The 15427-nt window shown below is 68.2% G+C and carries 15 protein-coding genes; 6 read left to right on the plus strand and 9 right to left on the minus strand.

Annotated features, from left to right (window positions below):
- Window positions 1–5: 5 nt before the first annotated feature.
- On the minus strand, window positions 6–473 hold the full coding sequence (locus AC3A35_RS20070; protein WP_487438070.1) for an Lrp/AsnC family transcriptional regulator: 468 nt from the start codon (window positions 471–473) through the stop codon (window positions 6–8).
- A 171-nt stretch (window positions 474–644) separates the two neighbouring features.
- Between AC3A35_RS20070 and leuA the strand changes: the two genes are divergently transcribed.
- A complete protein-coding gene (gene leuA, locus AC3A35_RS20075; RefSeq protein WP_487438071.1) occupies window positions 645–2345 on the plus strand; it encodes a 2-isopropylmalate synthase in 1701 nt (566 codons plus the stop codon).
- A gap of 328 nt (window positions 2346–2673) precedes the next feature.
- Window positions 2674–3129, plus strand: coding sequence for a bacteriohemerythrin (locus AC3A35_RS20080; protein WP_487438072.1), 456 nt, complete (start codon window positions 2674–2676; stop codon window positions 3127–3129).
- Between the two features lie 60 nt (window positions 3130–3189).
- Here the strand turns inward: AC3A35_RS20080 and AC3A35_RS20085 are convergent, their stop codons facing one another.
- Window positions 3190–4179, minus strand: a complete 990-nt coding sequence (locus AC3A35_RS20085) for a Vgb family protein (RefSeq protein WP_487438073.1) — start codon at window positions 4177–4179, stop codon at window positions 3190–3192.
- Between the two features lie 343 nt (window positions 4180–4522).
- Between AC3A35_RS20085 and AC3A35_RS20090 the strand changes: the two genes are divergently transcribed.
- The 3 genes from AC3A35_RS20090 to AC3A35_RS20100 all read left to right on the plus strand — a co-directional run bounded on the left by AC3A35_RS20090 (window position 4523) and on the right by AC3A35_RS20100 (window position 7198).
- The gene (locus tag AC3A35_RS20090; RefSeq protein ID WP_487438074.1) at window positions 4523–5197 is read left to right on the plus strand and encodes an OmpW/AlkL family protein; all 675 of its coding nucleotides are present in this window, start codon (window positions 4523–4525) and stop codon (window positions 5195–5197) included.
- A 320-nt stretch (window positions 5198–5517) separates the two neighbouring features.
- Window positions 5518–6177 (plus strand): peroxiredoxin, encoded by a 660-nt coding sequence (locus AC3A35_RS20095; protein ID WP_487438076.1) that lies wholly within the window; start codon window positions 5518–5520, stop codon window positions 6175–6177.
- 43 nt (window positions 6178–6220) lie between these two features.
- Complete coding sequence (locus tag AC3A35_RS20100) at window positions 6221–7198, plus strand: cysteine synthase A (protein WP_487438077.1); 978 nt, start codon at window positions 6221–6223, stop codon at window positions 7196–7198.
- On the opposite strand, the gene AC3A35_RS20105 is transcribed toward AC3A35_RS20100, so the two are convergent.
- The 3 genes from AC3A35_RS20105 to AC3A35_RS20115 all read right to left on the minus strand — a co-directional run bounded on the left by AC3A35_RS20105 (window position 7182) and on the right by AC3A35_RS20115 (window position 9759).
- The gene (locus tag AC3A35_RS20105; protein ID WP_487438078.1) at window positions 7182–7430 is read right to left on the minus strand and encodes a VF530 family protein; all 249 of its coding nucleotides are present in this window, start codon (window positions 7428–7430) and stop codon (window positions 7182–7184) included. The two genes, AC3A35_RS20100 and AC3A35_RS20105, sit on opposite strands and share 17 nt — an antisense overlap.
- A gap of 75 nt (window positions 7431–7505) precedes the next feature.
- The gene (locus AC3A35_RS20110) at window positions 7506–7898 is read right to left on the minus strand and encodes a glutathione S-transferase N-terminal domain-containing protein (protein WP_487438079.1); all 393 of its coding nucleotides are present in this window, start codon (window positions 7896–7898) and stop codon (window positions 7506–7508) included.
- A 58-nt stretch (window positions 7899–7956) separates the two neighbouring features.
- Entirely contained in the window at window positions 7957–9759 is a 1803-nt protein-coding gene (locus tag AC3A35_RS20115) for an ABC transporter transmembrane domain-containing protein (RefSeq protein ID WP_487438080.1), read from the minus strand.
- 323 nt (window positions 9760–10082) lie between these two features.
- Here AC3A35_RS20115 and AC3A35_RS20120 point away from each other — a divergent pair, with 323 nt between their 5' ends.
- Window positions 10083–10754 (plus strand): FKBP-type peptidyl-prolyl cis-trans isomerase, encoded by a 672-nt coding sequence (locus tag AC3A35_RS20120; RefSeq protein WP_487438082.1) that lies wholly within the window; start codon window positions 10083–10085, stop codon window positions 10752–10754.
- Between the two features lie 104 nt (window positions 10755–10858).
- Here AC3A35_RS20120 and AC3A35_RS20125 read toward each other — a convergent pair whose 3' ends face one another.
- The 4 genes from AC3A35_RS20125 to pdxR all read right to left on the minus strand — a co-directional run bounded on the left by AC3A35_RS20125 (window position 10859) and on the right by pdxR (window position 15368).
- Complete coding sequence (locus tag AC3A35_RS20125; RefSeq protein ID WP_487438084.1) at window positions 10859–11707, minus strand: putative RNA methyltransferase; 849 nt, start codon at window positions 11705–11707, stop codon at window positions 10859–10861.
- Window positions 11708–12020: 313 nt separating this feature from the next.
- Window positions 12021–13394, minus strand: coding sequence for a PQQ-dependent sugar dehydrogenase (locus AC3A35_RS20130; RefSeq protein WP_487438085.1), 1374 nt, complete (start codon window positions 13392–13394; stop codon window positions 12021–12023).
- Window positions 13395–13397: 3 nt separating this feature from the next.
- The gene (locus AC3A35_RS20135; protein WP_487438086.1) at window positions 13398–13823 is read right to left on the minus strand and encodes an OsmC family protein; all 426 of its coding nucleotides are present in this window, start codon (window positions 13821–13823) and stop codon (window positions 13398–13400) included.
- Window positions 13824–13937: 114 nt separating this feature from the next.
- A complete protein-coding gene (pdxR, locus tag AC3A35_RS20140) occupies window positions 13938–15368 on the minus strand; it encodes a MocR-like pyridoxine biosynthesis transcription factor PdxR (RefSeq protein WP_487438087.1) in 1431 nt (476 codons plus the stop codon).
- Between the last annotated feature and the right edge of the window lie 59 nt (window positions 15369–15427).

Here is a 15427-nt window from a genome sequence, read left to right on the forward strand (position 1 = left end):
CGCGGCTAGCCCGGGAGCGGCAGCGCGGTGTTGTCGATCACCCGCCTCAACACGAAACTCGATCGCACCCCGGTGACGCCCGCGATCCGGGTGACCCGGTTGAGCAGCAGCTCCTGGTAGGCGTCCATGTCGGCCACCACCACCTTGAGCTGGTAGTCGGCATCCTGGCCGGTGATCAGCAGGCACTCCAGCACCTCGGGGATGCCGGCGACTTCGGCGTCGAAGTGGGCGAAGCGCTCGGGCGTATGGCGGTCCATCGAGATGTGGATCAACGCCATCAGCGCCAGACCGAGCTTTTTCGCGTCGAGCAAGGCCCGGTAGCCGGTGATCAGGCCGGCCTCCTCCAGCGTGCGCACCCGGCGCAGGCAGGAGGAGGGCGACAGGCTGATGCGGTCGGCCAGATCCTGGTTGCTGATCCGGCCCTCCGCCTGCAGCAGGACGAGAATCTGGCGATCGTAGCGGTCGAGGTGCATGGCCTGTGCCTTCATAGCGATGGATTGACGAAATATTGCATCAATTGATGAATCAATGCACGCTCCTGCCGAATCCGACGCTCCACCCTCCCGAACTTGCAATCGTCTGCGGCATCGCACTCGGTAAGATTCAATCCATACACCGAACACGCCATTGTCGAGGACCGCACCATGATGTCGCCCAATCCTGCCGCCAAATACCGACCCTTCGCCCCGATCGCCCTCGCCGACCGCCAGTGGCCGAACCGGGTCATCGCCAAGGCGCCGATCTGGATGAGCACCGACCTGCGCGACGGCAACCAGGCACTGTTCGAGCCGATGAACGTCGAGCGCAAGATGCGCATGTTCCGCACCGTGTGCGAGATCGGTTTCAAGGAGATCGAGGTCGGATTCCCGTCGGCCTCGCAGACCGATTTCGACTTCGTGCGCCAGCTCGTCGAGGGCGGCCACGTGCCGCAGGGCGTCACCATCGAGGTACTCACCCAGGCGCGCCCGGACCTGATCCGGCGCACCATGGAATCGGTGCGCGGTGCGCGCCGGGCCATCATCCACGTCTATAACGCGACCTCGCCGACCTTTCGCGAAGTGGTGTTCGGCATGAGCAAGCCCGAGGTGATCGCGCTCGCGGTGTCGGCGGTGCGTCTGATCAAGGAGCTTGCCGCCGAACAGCCAGACACCGAGTTCGTGCTCCAGTACAGCCCCGAGACCTTCTCCGCCACCGAGGTCGAGTTCGCGGTCGAGGTGTGCGACGCGGTCACCGCCGAATGGGGAGCGACGCCGGACAACAAGGTCATCCTCAACCTCCCGGCCACGGTGGAAGTTGCCACCCCCAACATCTATGCCGACCAGATCGAGTGGGTGCACCGCCATGTCGCCCGCCGCGACAGCGTGATCCTCAGCCTGCATCCGCACAACGACCGCGGCACCGGCGTGGCCGCCGCAGAGCTCGGCATCATGGCCGGCGCCGACCGGGTCGAGGGCTGTCTGTTCGGCAACGGCGAGCGCACCGGCAACGTCGATATCGTCACCCTCGCGCTCAACCTCTACACCCAGGGCGTCAATCCCGGGCTCGACTTCTCCGACATCAACGCGGTCGCGCGCACCGTCGAGTACTGCAACCAGCTCCCCATCCACCCACGCCACCCCTACGTGGGAGATCTCGTGTTCACGGCCTTCTCCGGCTCCCACCAGGACGCCATCAAGAAGGGATTCGCCGCTCAAGAGGCAGGCGCCCCGTGGAACGTACCCTATCTCCCGATCGACCCCGCCGACGTCGGCCGCAGCTACGATTCGGTGATCCGGGTCAACAGCCAGTCGGGCAAGGGCGGCATCGCCTACCTGCTCGAGACCGAGTACGGCGTGGTGATGCCGCGCCGTCTGCAGGTGGAGTTCTCACGCGAGGTGCAGCAGGTCACCGACGCCACCGGCGGCGAGATGAGCGCGGCCGCGATCTGGGCGCTGTTCGGCCGCACCTATCTCGATACCGTCGAACCGGTGCGCTACTGCGAGCACCACCTGTTCGAGCACGGCGCCGCGCAGGGCATCCGTCTCGTGGTCGAGCTCGGCGGCACCCGCCACCTGCTCGTCGGCGAGGGTAACGGCCCGATCGACGCCGCGGTGCATGCCCTGCGCACGGCCGGCATCGACGTCCAGGTGCGCAGTTTCGAGGAGCGCTCGATCGCGCCCAGCGAAGACGGCGGCAACGCCCGCGCCTGCGCCTTCCTCGAACTCATGCCGGCTGACGGCGGTAGCGGCGACGTGTATGGGGTCGGGATCGACGGCAACATCGTCACCGCCTCGATCCGCGCGATCGTCAGCGGGGTGAACCGCCTGCCGGCAGTCGCGAGTGGCGGGGTGCGGAAGGCGGCCTGAGACCGCCCCAGCCGCCTCCTGCATCCGTTGCCGGGGGACTCCCAGGACCACCCCGGCCAACTCTTGTGCGCTACGAATGCGATCGACACCCCACATTCCGCCGCGCGTTTGTGCCCGCCGGTTGACATTGCGCAAATCGGCGGTCATGACGGAAAAGTAGAATCGCGCCCGGGTCTCCGGCGGCATCGGCGCCTGACCCTGCACCCCGCATTCGCAGCGGGCTGCCGAACATCCTCCGGCGGTAGGTACGCTGCCCGATCGATGCGCGGCAACCCTCCGTGTCCCGGGCACTGCACCGCATTCTCCGCACACCTCCTGGAGCACGCCCTTGCCCATCGCATGGACACCTGACCTCGACACCGGAATCGATGTGATCGACCAGCAACACCGGCGCATCGTGGACTATATCAACGACCTCAAGGGAGCGAACATCCGGCGCGACCTCCCGGCCGTGGGCCGCACGCTAGACGAACTGGTCGACTACACCCTGTCGCACTTCGCCTTCGAGGAGAGTCTGCAGGAGGAAGCGGCCTACCCGTACTGCAAGCCGCACAAGAAGGTTCACGAACTCTTCATCCGCCGCATCAACGAGTACGTCGAGCGCTACCGGCAGGGCGAGGACATCACCGCCGAGCTTCACAAATTGCTGAGCACCTGGCTCATCAACCACATCAGGCGCGACGACGCCGACTATGTCGCCGCGGTAAAGTCCAACATGGTCGGCATCATCGCGGAAAAGGAAAAGAAGCAGGGAACCGGCTGGTTCAGCCGCTTTTTCCGCTGACGACTGCATTGCCGCAAGTGTCGTGACCGCACCGGCGCCCCGCCGCACGCGGGCGGCGCCTCACTCCACCACGCCGAGGCGGCCGTTGTGGCTGCCCATATACCACAGCCGGCCGCGCTGGTCGGTCACCATCTTGCGGATCCCGACATTGCTCGAAGGCAGCTTGACCACGCGCATCGCTTCGGTGCGCGGATCGAAGCGCACCACGGTGTCCAGCTCGATCTCGTTGGCCCACACGATGCCGCCGCCATCGACGGTGACCGCGTAAGGGCCGGCATCGCCGCCCGGCAGCGGATACACACCGACGATCCGGCGCTGCGCCGGGTCGAGCTTGGCCAGCTTGCCGGTGCCGTAATAGGTGACCCACAACATGCCGTCGGGGCTGCTGGCGATACGGCGCGGCAGTGAACCCTGACCGGTGTCGACCTCACTCAGTTCGCCGCTGCGCGGATCGAGCCGGCCGAGCTTGTGATCGCGCATGCGGCAGATCCAGACGTTGCCATCCTTGTCGAGCGCCAGCCCGTAGGGTCCGCCCGGCACCGGATACTCGGTGATCGCACCGCTGCCAGTGTCGAGGCTGGCGACCTTGTTGCCCGCCTGCATGGTGAACCAGATCGTGCGCTGATCGTCGCTGATCACCAGGGTGTGCGGCCCGCCCCCGCCGGACGGCGTGCGATGCTCGACGACCGCGCCGGTGGCCGGATCGAGCCGGCCGATGGTGCCGTTGCCGTTGCCGGTGGTCCACACGATGCCCTTGCGATCGACGAGCAGGCCATGCGGCCGATGGCCCGGCGGCAAGTCCCACTCGCGGAAGGTTTCGGTCTGTGGATCGAAGCGGGCGACCTTGTTGCCGTTCATCACCGCGACGAACACGCTGCCGTCCGGTCCGATCGCCGGGTCGCGCGCGAAGCGCGGGGTGGGAACCGGCCATTCGCGCACGGTACCGGCCGGATCCGGCAGCGCACCCGGGGTGATGCCGTAGTTCGATCCGCCACCGTGGGCGAGCCACGGTAGAACGGCGCTCAACAGCAGTAAGGCAGGGCGTTTCATTACACTCCTCCGCGTCGGAAAAGCCGATCGAGGGGGCGAACGCCAGGTCCGCCGACCGCAACTTCGACAACGCGACCCGTGCCAGGGTTGCGCACGGGTGCGCCGATGATGCGGCGCTCACCGTCCACGACGCGTGACGACGGTCGCGCACCGTGCCCGGATCCGCGTGCACGGTCCTGCCTCGGGGCGAACGCCGGGCCATACCACTTCGGTGATATTGATCCGGACTTGATCCTGATCAAGTCCGACCGGTGCAAGTCCTTGATCTCGGTCAAATTCGGCCATTTGATATGACATAGGATGAGCGCGCACTTTTTAATAACGACACGCTCAGGGAACAGCAATGAAAGCAACCACCATACTTGCATCCGCAATCGCCCTCGCCCTCGCCAGCCCGCTGGCATTCGCCCACAAGGCAGGTGACGTCGTGATCCGCGCCGGCGCCGCAAGCGTCAACGCGCAGACCGACAGCGCCGAGATCAAGCTCAATGGCACCAAGCTGGCTGGCACCGAAGCCACAGTCAATGACAACACCCAGCTCGGCCTGACCCTGAGCTACATGCTGACCGACCACGTCGGCATCGAGCTGCTGGCGGCCACGCCGTTCTCGCACCGGATCGGGATCAAGGGGGTCGGCGCGGGCATCGACGGCAAGTTTGCCGACGTCAAGCAGCTGCCGCCCACCGTGACCGTCCAGTATTTTCCCCTGGCACCCACGTCGAAATGGCAGCCCTACGTCGGCGTCGGGGTCAATTACACGACCTTCTTCGACGAAGACCTCACCAGCGCACAGAAGGCAAACGGCTTCTCCGACCTGAGCCTGAGCGACTCCTGGGGGGTCGCGCTGCAACTGGGCTCGGACGTTATGATCACGGACAGGCTGATGCTCAACGCCGCCCTCTGGTACATCGACATCGACACCACCGCCAGCGCGCGCCTCGGCGGCGTGAACAAGGTCAAGGTGGACGTCGAGGTCGATCCGTGGGTGTTCATGGTGGGTGTCGGCTACAAGTTCTGACCGGATTCTCCCTTCGTCCGTCCGGACGACAAGACAGGGGCGACGGCGCAAGCGGTCGCCCCTGTTTTCTTTATGTCGCGGTGTGCACCCCGCGGCCGCTCCGGCCGGCCGTGGCGATAGGAAGAATGCATCGCCGACGGCATCATGCGGATGGCAGCTGCTTCGATCCATGAACCAAGCCCCGGGTCACCGTTCTAACTGACACTGCAGGCGGCAGCGCCGCGCAGTATTCCCCCGGGCGGTGCGCATCTCCAGAGAGATGATTCTGGAGGCGTCTCGGCTCGGAACTTTGATCGACGAGACATTGTTCGAGGTGTGCCATGACTCTACGCTTAGGCGACGAGGCGCCCGACTTCACGGCCGAGACGACTCAGGGAAAGATCAATTTCCACCAGTGGATCGGCGACGGCTGGGCCATCCTGTTTTCGCATCCCAAGGACTTCACGCCGGTATGCACCACCGAGCTCGGGTACATGGCCAGGCTCAAACCGGAGTTCGACAAACGCAACACCAAGATCATCGGCCTATCGATCGACCCGGTGAGCGATCACGAGCGCTGGATGAACGACATCGAGGAGACCCAGAACTGCAAGATCGACTACCCGCTGATCGGCGATCCCGAACTCACCGTCGCCAAGCTCTACGACATGATCCATCCCAACGCGAGCGGCGAGGCGAAGGGCCGCAGCGCGCAGGACAATGCGACCATCCGCTCGGTGTTCGTGATCGGACCGGACAAGAAGATCAAGCTGATGCTCACCTATCCGATGAGCACCGGCCGCAACTTCGACGAGGTGTTGCGCGTACTCGACTCGATCCAGCTGACCGCCAGCCACAAGGTGGCGACGCCGGTGAACTGGAAGCAGGGCGAGGACGTGATCATCGTGCCGTCGGTGTCCGACGACGAGGCGAGGGCGAAGTATCCGCAGGGCTGGCAAGCGCCGCGGCCGTATCTGCGCATCGTGCCGCAACCCAAGTAGGCCGCCGCGGCATTGCTGCCTGGGTGAGGCGGAGGCCACCACGATGGACATTCGCACGGGCTTCATCGGCACGATCGGCAACACGCCGCTCATTCGTCTGGACAAGCTGAGCGCCGAGACCGGCTGCGAGCTCCTCGCCAAGGCCGAGTTCCTCAACCCCGGCGGGTCGGTGAAGGACAGGGCCGCGCTGTTCATCATCCGCGACGCCGAACAGCGCGGCCTGCTTGCCGCCGGCGGTACCGTGGTCGAGGGTACCGCCGGCAACACCGGCATCGGGCTGGCCCACATCTGCGCGGCACGCGGCTATCGCTGCATCATCGTCATTCCCGACAACCAGTCGCCGGAAAAGATGGACCTGCTGCGCGTGCTCGGTGCCGAAGTGCGGCCGGTGCCGCCCAAGCCCTACGTCGATCCCGACAACTACCAGAAGATCGCGGGGCGGCTGGCCGCCAGCCTGCCCAATGCGATCTGGGCCAATCAGTTCGACAACATCGTCAACCGCCAGGCGCACTTTGCGACCACCGGGCCGGAAATCTGGCGCGATACCGACGGCCGGATCGACGCCTTCGTCTGTGCCACCGGGACCGGCGGTACGCTGGCCGGGGTCGCGCGCTTTCTCAAGGAGCGCGCACCCGGGGTGCGCATCGTGCTCGCCGACCCGCAGGGCAGTGCGCTCTACAACTGGGTGAAAACCGGCGAATTGAAGGCCGACGGCAGCTCGATCACCGAAGGCATCGGCACCACCCGGGTCACGGCGAACCTGGAAGGCACGCCGATCGACGACGCGGTACGGGTCGACGATCAGACCTGCGTCGCCATGGTCTACCGCCTGCTGCGCGAAGAAGGCCTGTTCGTCGGCAGTTCGAGCGGGATCAATGTGGCGGCCGCGGTCGCGGTCGCCCGCCAACTCGGACCCGGACACACGGTCGTCACCCTGCTGTGCGACCGCGGCGGACTGTACTTCAAGCGCCTGTTCAATCCCGAATGGCTGCGCGCGAAGGGCCTCAGCGCGGAGGGCTAGCCCGGGCGCGGCGGATCGCCGGCGTCGACAGATATAGCGATTCCACCCGCTCCCGCGCCCACGGCGTGCGGCGCAGAAACTTCAGGCTCGAGGCCACGCTCGGGTCGTGGGTGAAGCAGCGGATGTCGATCTGCCGCCCCAGTTCGTCCCAGCCGTAGTAGCTGACCAGCGCGTTGACGACGGCCTCCAGGGTGAGGCCGTGGAGGGGGTTGTTGGGCTGTGGTCCGCTCATCGGGCACCCTCCAGTCGAAGATCGGGCGGCGCCGTTCGCGGCCGCGCCCGACGCCGGCTCAGCGCCCGCACGGAATCACGCGCCGGCAAAACGTGCGCGCAGAAAGGCCACGATCTCGTCGGATTCGTACATCCACCGGCTGTTGCCCGAGCGATCGGTGACCTTCAGGCAGGGCACCTTGGCGCGCCCGCCGCCGCGCACCAGTGCCGCACGGTTGGCGCCCTCCTGTTGCGCATCGCGGCCCTCGATCGGCAGCGCCAGGCGATGCATCTCGTGGCGGACCTTGATGCAGAACGGACAGGTCCGGTACTCGTACAGCACGAGATCGCGGCACTGCTTGTCCACCTGCGCCTGCAAGGCCGGCGCGCGCACCACGCCCTGCGGCCGGGTGAAGCGCTCGCGCGCCAGCAGCACCGGGCCGAGGACGAGGCGCAGGGTTCTGAAGAAGGTTCTGATGACAGGTTTCATGATCGATTCCGGTAGGTGACACATAAGGGGGAACGCGCATCGGCACGCCCCCGGGGATTCAAAGGTCTAGCTGCAGCGCGGCCAGGCGCGCGTAGAGTCCGCCTTGCTGGCGCAGGTCGGCCGGAGTGCCGGTTTCGACAATGCGCCCATGGTCCATGACCACGATACGGTCGGCCTTCTGCACCGTGGCCAGGCGATGGGCGATGATCAGCGTGGTACGCCCCCGCATCGCCGCGCTCAGGCCCTTCTGCACCAGGATCTCGGACTCCGCGTCGAGCGCGCTGGTGGCTTCGTCGAGCAGCAGCAGGCGGGCACCCTTGAGGATGGCACGCGCGATCGCGATGCGCTGGCGCTGGCCGCCCGACAAGCGCGTGCCGCGTTCGCCGAGAAAGGTCTGGTAGCCGTCGGGCAGGCGGTCGATGAACTCATCGGCGACCGCCGCCCGCGCCGCCTGCACCACCTCCTCGTCGCTCGCCTCGATGCGGCCGTAGCGGATGTTCTCGAGCGCGTTGGCGGAGAAGATCACCGGGTCCTGCGACACGATGGCGATGTCCTTGCGCAGGTCGTGCAGGCTCAGTTCGCGGATGTCCTGGCCGTTGATCCGAATGCAGCCTTCGGGCACGTCGTAGTAACGCAGCAGGACCTGGAACAGGCTGGTCTTGCCCGCGCCCGACGGGCCCACCAGGGCCACGCTCTCGCCCGCCGCGATCTCCAGGCAGATGTCGTCCAGCGCCCGCGTCTGCGGCCGTGCAGGGTAAGAAAAGCCGACATGATCAAAGCGCACCGCGGCCTGTGCCGAGCGCACCGGGGGCTGCGGGCGGTCGGCCTCGCGAATCGCGGACTCGGCATGCAGCAACTCGAGCAGGCGCTCGGTGGCACCCCCGGCGCGCATCACGTCGCCCCACACTTCGGCCATGGTCCCGACCCCGCCCGCCACCAGCGCCGCGTACAGCACGAAGGACGCGAGCTGGCCGCCGGTCAGGGTGCCGGCATGCACCTGGTGAGCGCCGATCCACAGCACGAAGATGATCGTGCCCATCACCGCAGTGATGATCAGCGCGGTCAGCGCGGCGCGCACCCGGGTGCGCCGGATCGCGGTGACGAAGCTGGTCTCGGTGCGATCGGCGAAACGCCGCGCCTCCTGTCGCTCCTGGGTGTAGGCCTGCACCGTGGGCATCGCGTTGAGGATTTCGGCGGCGAGCGCCGAGGCGTCGGCGATGCGGTCCTGCGATTCGCGCGACAGTTTGCGCACCTTGCGCCCGATGGCGATGATCGGCAGCGTGAGCACCGCCATCAGGCCCAGGTTCAGCGCGAACAGGTGGAAGCTGGTCACCGCCAGCATCACCATGCCGCCGACGAACTGGAACAGGCTGCGCAGGCCCATCGACACCGAACTGCCGACCACGGTCTGGATCAGCGTGGTGTCGCCGGTCAGGCGCGACAGCACCTCGCCGGTCTGCAGGGTCTCGAAGAACTGCGGCGACTGCCCCACGACGCGCGCATACACCGCGCTGCGCAGATCAGCGGTCACCCGTTCGCCCACCCACGACACCGTGTAATAGCGCGCCGCCACCGCCAGCGCCCACAACGCGGCGAGGCCGAACAGCGCGATGAAATGCCCGTCCAGGCCGAGCGCGCCGAGCAGGCCGTCACGGGTCCGTGCGGGTTCGCCGAAGCCGAAGCCGAAATCGATCAGGTCGCGAAACGCCAGCGGCACCACCAGGATGGTCGCCGAGCCGAGGCAGAGCAGCGCGAACGCGAGCGCCAGCCGCGCCCGGTAGGGGCGCACAAAGGGTAGCAGGCCGCGCAGCGCGGAAAGGCGTCGGGGGTTCGGAGCCGGGAGCGGGGTGGCGGGAGGCATCCGCAATTATCGTTCATCTGCGTGCCAAGCTGCGCGCCTCGATCGCATCCCGTGCCCCCGTGCAGGCGCTCCCGGCTGGCCGCAGACGCCCCCGCCCACCGCGAAGCGAAGCCGCAGATGCGTTACGCTCCGGCGCACGGACCTGCCCATGACCGGGCGCACCACGGGCCCGCATCGCCGCCTCCATTGCCAACCGGGTGAGGACAGCAGTACGCTGCGAACCGGCGGTCACCCGGCTGCCGTCCATTCGCGCCCCGTCAAGCCGATGCCGCCGCAACCATCGGGCGCCCCCGCCACCCACATTCACCTCGCAAGCACCTCACATGACCCGACCGACCCTGATCGCCCTGAGCCTCGCGCTCACCCTCGCCACCGCCGCCGCCCACGCCGCCGAGCTGACCGAAGAGCAGAAGACGCTGTACGCCCTCGGCCAGCTCGTAGCCCGCCAGACCGCCGTCTTCCAGCTCACCCCCGCCGAACTCGATGCCGTCCAGCAAGGCTGGCGTGACGGCACGCTGGGCGCAAAGACCGCCGTCGACCTCGACGTGTACGGCCCCAAGGTCAATGAACTCGGCCAGGCGCGCCAGGCCGCCGCCACCCAGCTGAGCATGGCCAAGGGCAAGGAAGTGCTCGCCGCGGCCGCCGCCGAGAAGGGCGCCGTCAAGACTCCCGGCGGCTTCGTCTATCGTGCGCTCACCGAAGGCACCGGCGCGCGTCCGGTCGCGAGCGACGTGGTCAAGGTCCATTACCGCGGCACCCTGCCCGACGGCACCGAATTCGACAGTTCCTACAGCCGCAACGAACCCGCCGAGTTCCCGCTCGACGGCGTCATCAAGTGCTGGACCGATGGCGTGGCGATGATGAACGTGGGTGGCAAGGCGCGCCTGACCTGCCCGCCCGAGACCGCCTACGGCGAGCGCGGCGCCGGCAACGTCATCCCGCCCGGTGCGACCCTGGTATTCGAGGTCGAACTGCTGGAAGTGAAGGGCAAGTAAGTCGTCGCCGGCCCCGCGCGCAGCGCGGCCGGCGCGCCACGCCGCGTCGACGGTGTCGATCCGGTGGCCTCGACCCCCGTCGTCGGCAGACAAGGGCCGCATGCTCAGCGACCGGCGTTGCGCTCGAACCGGGCCAGGCGCACGTCCACAGTGACCGCCAGCGCGGTCAGCGCCGCGGCCTTCGCCCGGCCCTCGGCGCTGGCGCGGTACAGATGCGGGGTCATCGCCAGCAGATCGGCAATCTGCGCGCTGCCGGCGAGCTCCAGGCGGTAGCGGACGGTCTCGGTCACCCGCTCGGTGAATCCCGCCGGGGCCCGGACGTCGGCCACCCGGTCCGGCTTCAGCGCGGGATAGATGATCGCCCGCAATTCCCGCAGATGGTCCGGCCCGGCGTCGACCTGCAGCAACTGGCCACCGGTCCTGAGCACACGGGCGAACTCGGCATAGACCGGGAAGCCGAACATGCACAGCACCCGATCGAGCGTGCCCGCCAGCACCGGCAGGTTGGCGTTGCTGCCCACCACCCAGTTGGGCCGCTTGTCCTGTTTTGCGGCCGCGAGCACCGCCCATTTGGAAATGTCCAGCCCGAGCAGTGCCAGCGTTCGCCGCTCACCGGTCGCCGCCGCCAGCTGGCGCAGGTAATAGCCCTCGCCGCAACCGGCATCGAGGCACGCGGCGCTTGCGCCGGGGGACAGATCGGCCAGCACCGCCCGGCTCAGCGCCGCGGCGATCGGCTGGTAGGCACCGCTATCGAGAAAGCGCCTGCGGGCCGCGACCATCTCCTTGCTGTCGCCCGGGTCGCGCGAGCGCTTTTGCTGGACCGGCAGCAAGTGGGTGTAGCCCTGGCTGGCAACGTCGAAACTGTGACCGGCGGTGCAGCACCATGCGCTCCCCGTGCGGTGCAAGGGGGCACCGTCCAGGGGGCAGGCCAGCGCCTGGAAGGGGGTGATCATGAACTGGAGGTCCTGACGAGGTTGGGGGCGTTGCACACTGCGATTCGGATCGCGCCAGGCCCGAGCTTAGAGTAAACGTGATGCCCGCGACCAGTGCCGAAGCAGGGCACGCGCTCCGGGACCGACCGCCGCCAGCGCCCTGACACGGTGAGCGTCACAAGCCCCGGGCACGCGAGCTCGCGGCTTTGGGCACGCAGCTACCGGGTTCGACTCACGCCAGGTCGCCCGGATCGTGCCGATCGACGACAGGCGCAAATGGCGGCAGCAGGCCGCACCCCGTCCGCTACCGGCCTCGTGCACCCGGTCCGCTGCGTCAGCGCGGCGCAGGCGTGACCCGCCACACCGTGTTGCCGACGTCGTCCGCCACCAGCAGGGCGCCGGCACGGTCCACCGCCACCCCCACCGGCCGGCCCATCGCTTCGCCCTCTGCGCTGAGGAAACCGGTCAGCACGTCTTGCGGCGGGCCTGCGGGGCGTCCCCCGGCAAACTGAACGAAGACCACCTTGTAGCCGCTGTGCGGCTTCCGGTTCCATGACCCGTGCTGGGCGATGAATGCGCCTCCGGCGTAGCGCTGCGGCAGCAACTTCGCCTCATAGAAGGCCAGTCCCATCGAAGCGGTGTGGGCACCCAGCGCGTAGTCGGGGACGATCGCGCCGGCCACCAGATCGGGTCGCGGCGGGCGGACCCGGGTGTCGACATGCTGGCCGAAGTAGCTGTAGGGCCAGCCGTAGAAGCCGCCGTCGCGCACCGAGGTCATGTAGTCCGGAACGAGGTCGCTGCCGATCTCGTCGCGCTCCATGACCGTGGTCCACAGGGCACCGCTGTGCGGCTCCCAGCCAAGTCCGTTGGGATTGCGCAGGCCGGAGGCGAACACCCGGGTGCGGCGGGTGGCGATGTCGACCTCATGGATGGCGGCGCGGCCAGTCTCGTTGTTCATGCCGTTCTCGCCGACGTTGCTGTTCGAGCCGACGGTCACATAGAGACGCGCGCCGTCGCGACTGGCAATCAGGCTCTTGGTCCAGTGGTGGTTGATCTTGCCCGCCGGCAGGGCGACGACCTCCTCCCCCGGCGCGGTAATCTGCGTGTCGCCCGTGTTGTAGGGAAAGCGGACGATCGCATCGGTATTGGCGACATAGAGATCGTTGCCGACCAGGGCCATGCCGAAGGGTGAGTGCAGCCCCTGGAGAAACACCGTCCGCGTGCTGGCCACCCCGTTGGCATCGATGCCGCGCAACAGCGTGATGCGGTCGGCGCTGGGCACCGCGGCGCCGGCCGTCTTCATCAGCCGCTTCATGATCCAGCGCCGGATCCCGCCCGGGGCTTCGCGGTTCGCGGGCGCATTGCTCTCGGCGACCAGCACGTCGCCATTGGGTAGCACATACAGCCAGCGCGGGTGGTCGAGGCCGGTCGCATGGGCGCGCACCGCCAGCCCCGCCGCTGCCACCGGCGTCTGCCCGGCGGGCCATCCCGTTGCCGGCGCGACGTTTACGGTCGGGATCAGGGTCGGGTTCGGCGCCGCCAGCTTCGGCTGCGAACCGAAGTCGGCGCCCTCGGGCAGGGTCGCCATTTCGCCGCAGCCCGCGATGCCGAGCATGACCAATCCGGCGAGCAGCCACGGCCTGCGCACGCTTCCGCCGAGTTCGTCCGCGCGCCGGCGGGCACGGGCCAGGCGTGAACGGGCGTCCATGACTCAGCCGTCCAGCGTCGACTCGAGCGTGATCCGGGCATTGAGCAGCTTCGATACCGGACAACCCGTCTTGGCCTTTTCGGCAATCGCCTCGAACGTCTGACGATCGGTCCCGGAGATCGTCGCGGCCAGCACCAGATGGACGGCGGTGATGGTGAAATCGTCGCCGGTCTTGTCCAGCGTCACGGTGGCCGTGGTCTCGAGGCGCTCGGGGGTGATGCCGGCCTCGCCCAGTTGCGCCGACAGCGCCATCGTGAAGCAACCCGCATGGGCCGCCGCGATCAGCTCTTCGGGATTGGTTCCCGGCCCGTCTTCAAAGCGCGTGTTGAAGCCATATTGCGCATTGTTGAGGATGCCGCTCTGGGTCGAGATGCTGCCCTTGCCTTCCTTGAGTCCACCGTGCCAGGCGGCTGATGCGGAGCGTTTCATCGTGTTCTCCTGAGGGTTGTGGCTGGAAGCGCCGGCGTGTTGCCGACCGCCGTGCGCACAGATGGTGTTCGCATCGCCGCGGCATTTCAGTTCGATAACGTACATAACGCACGCCTAGGGCGCCATCGCCATCCGCAAGCGCCGCACCGCCCCGGCGACACTCGCCTCGTCGACACTGCCGTAGCCCAGCACCAGGCCGTTGCATGCCACCGGTGGCTGCGCGTAGTGCGACAGCGCGCGTGCGCCCAGCCCGAGCGCGTTGGCACGCTGCACCACCTCGACGTCGGGAAGCTCCGCCGGCAGCCACAGCACCAGATGCAGACCGGCCGCGCCGCCGCTGATCGCGAGCTCCACCCCGGGGTCGCGCACCAGGGCGGCGCGTAGCGCAGCCTGGCGCGATGCGTAGCGCTTGCGCATGCGCCGCAGGTGGGCGGTGTAGTGGCCGCGGCGGATGAAATCGGCCAGCGCAGCCTGCTCGATGCCCTGACCCGGACGCGTGGCCTGCCCGGCGGCGCGCACGAAGTCCGCGGCCACCGCCGCCGGCAGCACCAGGTAGCCGATGCGCAGGCCGGGATATAGCGTCTTGCTGAAGGTGCCGGCATAGACCACCGGAGCGCCGGCCTGCAGGCCATAGAGGGCGGGCAGGGCAGGACCGCGGCGGAATTCGCTGTCGTAGTCGTCCTCGATGATCCATGCCCGGCCGGCGCGCGCACGCTCGATCAGCGCGAGGCGGCGGGAGAGCGACATGACGTGGCCGGTGGGGTACTGGTGCGAGGGCGTGACCATCACCAGGCGCGGCGGGTGTACGCGCCAGTCGGCCTCGTCCGGCGCCATCCCGTCGGCGTCGACCGCCACCGCGTGCAATCGCAGGCCGGCGAGCCCGAGCGCGGCGCGCGCCGCCGGATAGCCGGGGTTCTCGACCCACGCCGTATCGCCGCTGTCGGTGAGCAGACGGGCGCACAGATCGAGTCCGGACTGGGTACCGCCGGTGATCACCACCTGTTCGGGCGCTACCGCAAACCCGCGCACCGCCGACAGGTGCCCCGCCAGCGCCTGCCGCAGCGCCGGTTCGCCGCCGTGTGCCGCGTAGCCGAGCTGGCGCCAGGTGGCGTCGCGCCACGCGCGCTCGAGACTCGCCCGCCAGGCGCGGAAGGGAAAGGCACCGAGTTCCGGCGCACCGGGGGCAAAGGGCAGGATCTCGGTATCGCGCCCCGGCTCCGGCCTCAGGGCCGCGGTGGCGCGTGCCGACAGCCCGGGCATGGCGGGCCCGGCACACGCCGACGCCGCCGGCGCAAGCGCCAGCGTCGCCACCCGGGTACCGTGGCGATCCGCCTCGAGGCAACCCTCCGCGCTCAGCTGCTCGTAGGCGAACAGCACCGTGTTGCGCGCCACCCCCACCTCCGCGGCGAGGCTGCGACTGGCGGGCAGGCGGGTGCCCGGCGCCAGGCGCCCGTCCAGAATGGCCGCGCGCAGGCGCTGGTAGAGCAGGCGCTGACGCGGCACGCGGGGCGGCAGCGGCGCCGCCAGCAGCCAGTCGAGTTGCATGGTGGCTCCATGGTTGGTGCAGTTGGTGGCGCTATTGCTAGCACCACCGCAAGCTTACC

It is taken from the genome of Azoarcus sp. Soil_N_20, assembly GCF_057656155.1.

Bases quoted from the DNA above. Each gene is read 5' to 3' on its own strand.
- AC3A35_RS20070 (WP_487438070.1), bottom strand. From the start codon at position 473: ATGCACCTCGACCGCTACGATCGCCAGATTCTCGTCCTGCTGCAGGCG.
- leuA (WP_487438071.1), top strand. From the start codon at position 645: ATGATGTCGCCCAATCCTGCCGCCAAATACCGACCCTTCGCCCCGATC.
- AC3A35_RS20085 (WP_487438073.1), bottom strand. From the start codon at position 4,179: ATGAAACGCCCTGCCTTACTGCTGTTGAGCGCCGTTCTACCGTGGCTC.
- AC3A35_RS20090 (WP_487438074.1), top strand. From the start codon at position 4,523: ATGAAAGCAACCACCATACTTGCATCCGCAATCGCCCTCGCCCTCGCC.
- AC3A35_RS20095 (WP_487438076.1), top strand. From the start codon at position 5,518: ATGACTCTACGCTTAGGCGACGAGGCGCCCGACTTCACGGCCGAGACG.
- AC3A35_RS20100 (WP_487438077.1), top strand. From the start codon at position 6,221: ATGGACATTCGCACGGGCTTCATCGGCACGATCGGCAACACGCCGCTC.
- AC3A35_RS20105 (WP_487438078.1), bottom strand. From the start codon at position 7,430: ATGAGCGGACCACAGCCCAACAACCCCCTCCACGGCCTCACCCTGGAG.
- AC3A35_RS20110 (WP_487438079.1), bottom strand. From the start codon at position 7,898: ATGAAACCTGTCATCAGAACCTTCTTCAGAACCCTGCGCCTCGTCCTC.
- AC3A35_RS20115 (WP_487438080.1), bottom strand. From the start codon at position 9,759: ATGCCTCCCGCCACCCCGCTCCCGGCTCCGAACCCCCGACGCCTTTCC.
- AC3A35_RS20120 (WP_487438082.1), top strand. From the start codon at position 10,083: ATGACCCGACCGACCCTGATCGCCCTGAGCCTCGCGCTCACCCTCGCC.
- AC3A35_RS20125 (WP_487438084.1), bottom strand. From the start codon at position 11,707: ATGATCACCCCCTTCCAGGCGCTGGCCTGCCCCCTGGACGGTGCCCCC.
- AC3A35_RS20130 (WP_487438085.1), bottom strand. From the start codon at position 13,394: ATGGACGCCCGTTCACGCCTGGCCCGTGCCCGCCGGCGCGCGGACGAA.
- AC3A35_RS20135 (WP_487438086.1), bottom strand. From the start codon at position 13,823: ATGAAACGCTCCGCATCAGCCGCCTGGCACGGTGGACTCAAGGAAGGC.
- pdxR (WP_487438087.1), bottom strand. From the start codon at position 15,368: ATGCAACTCGACTGGCTGCTGGCGGCGCCGCTGCCGCCCCGCGTGCCG.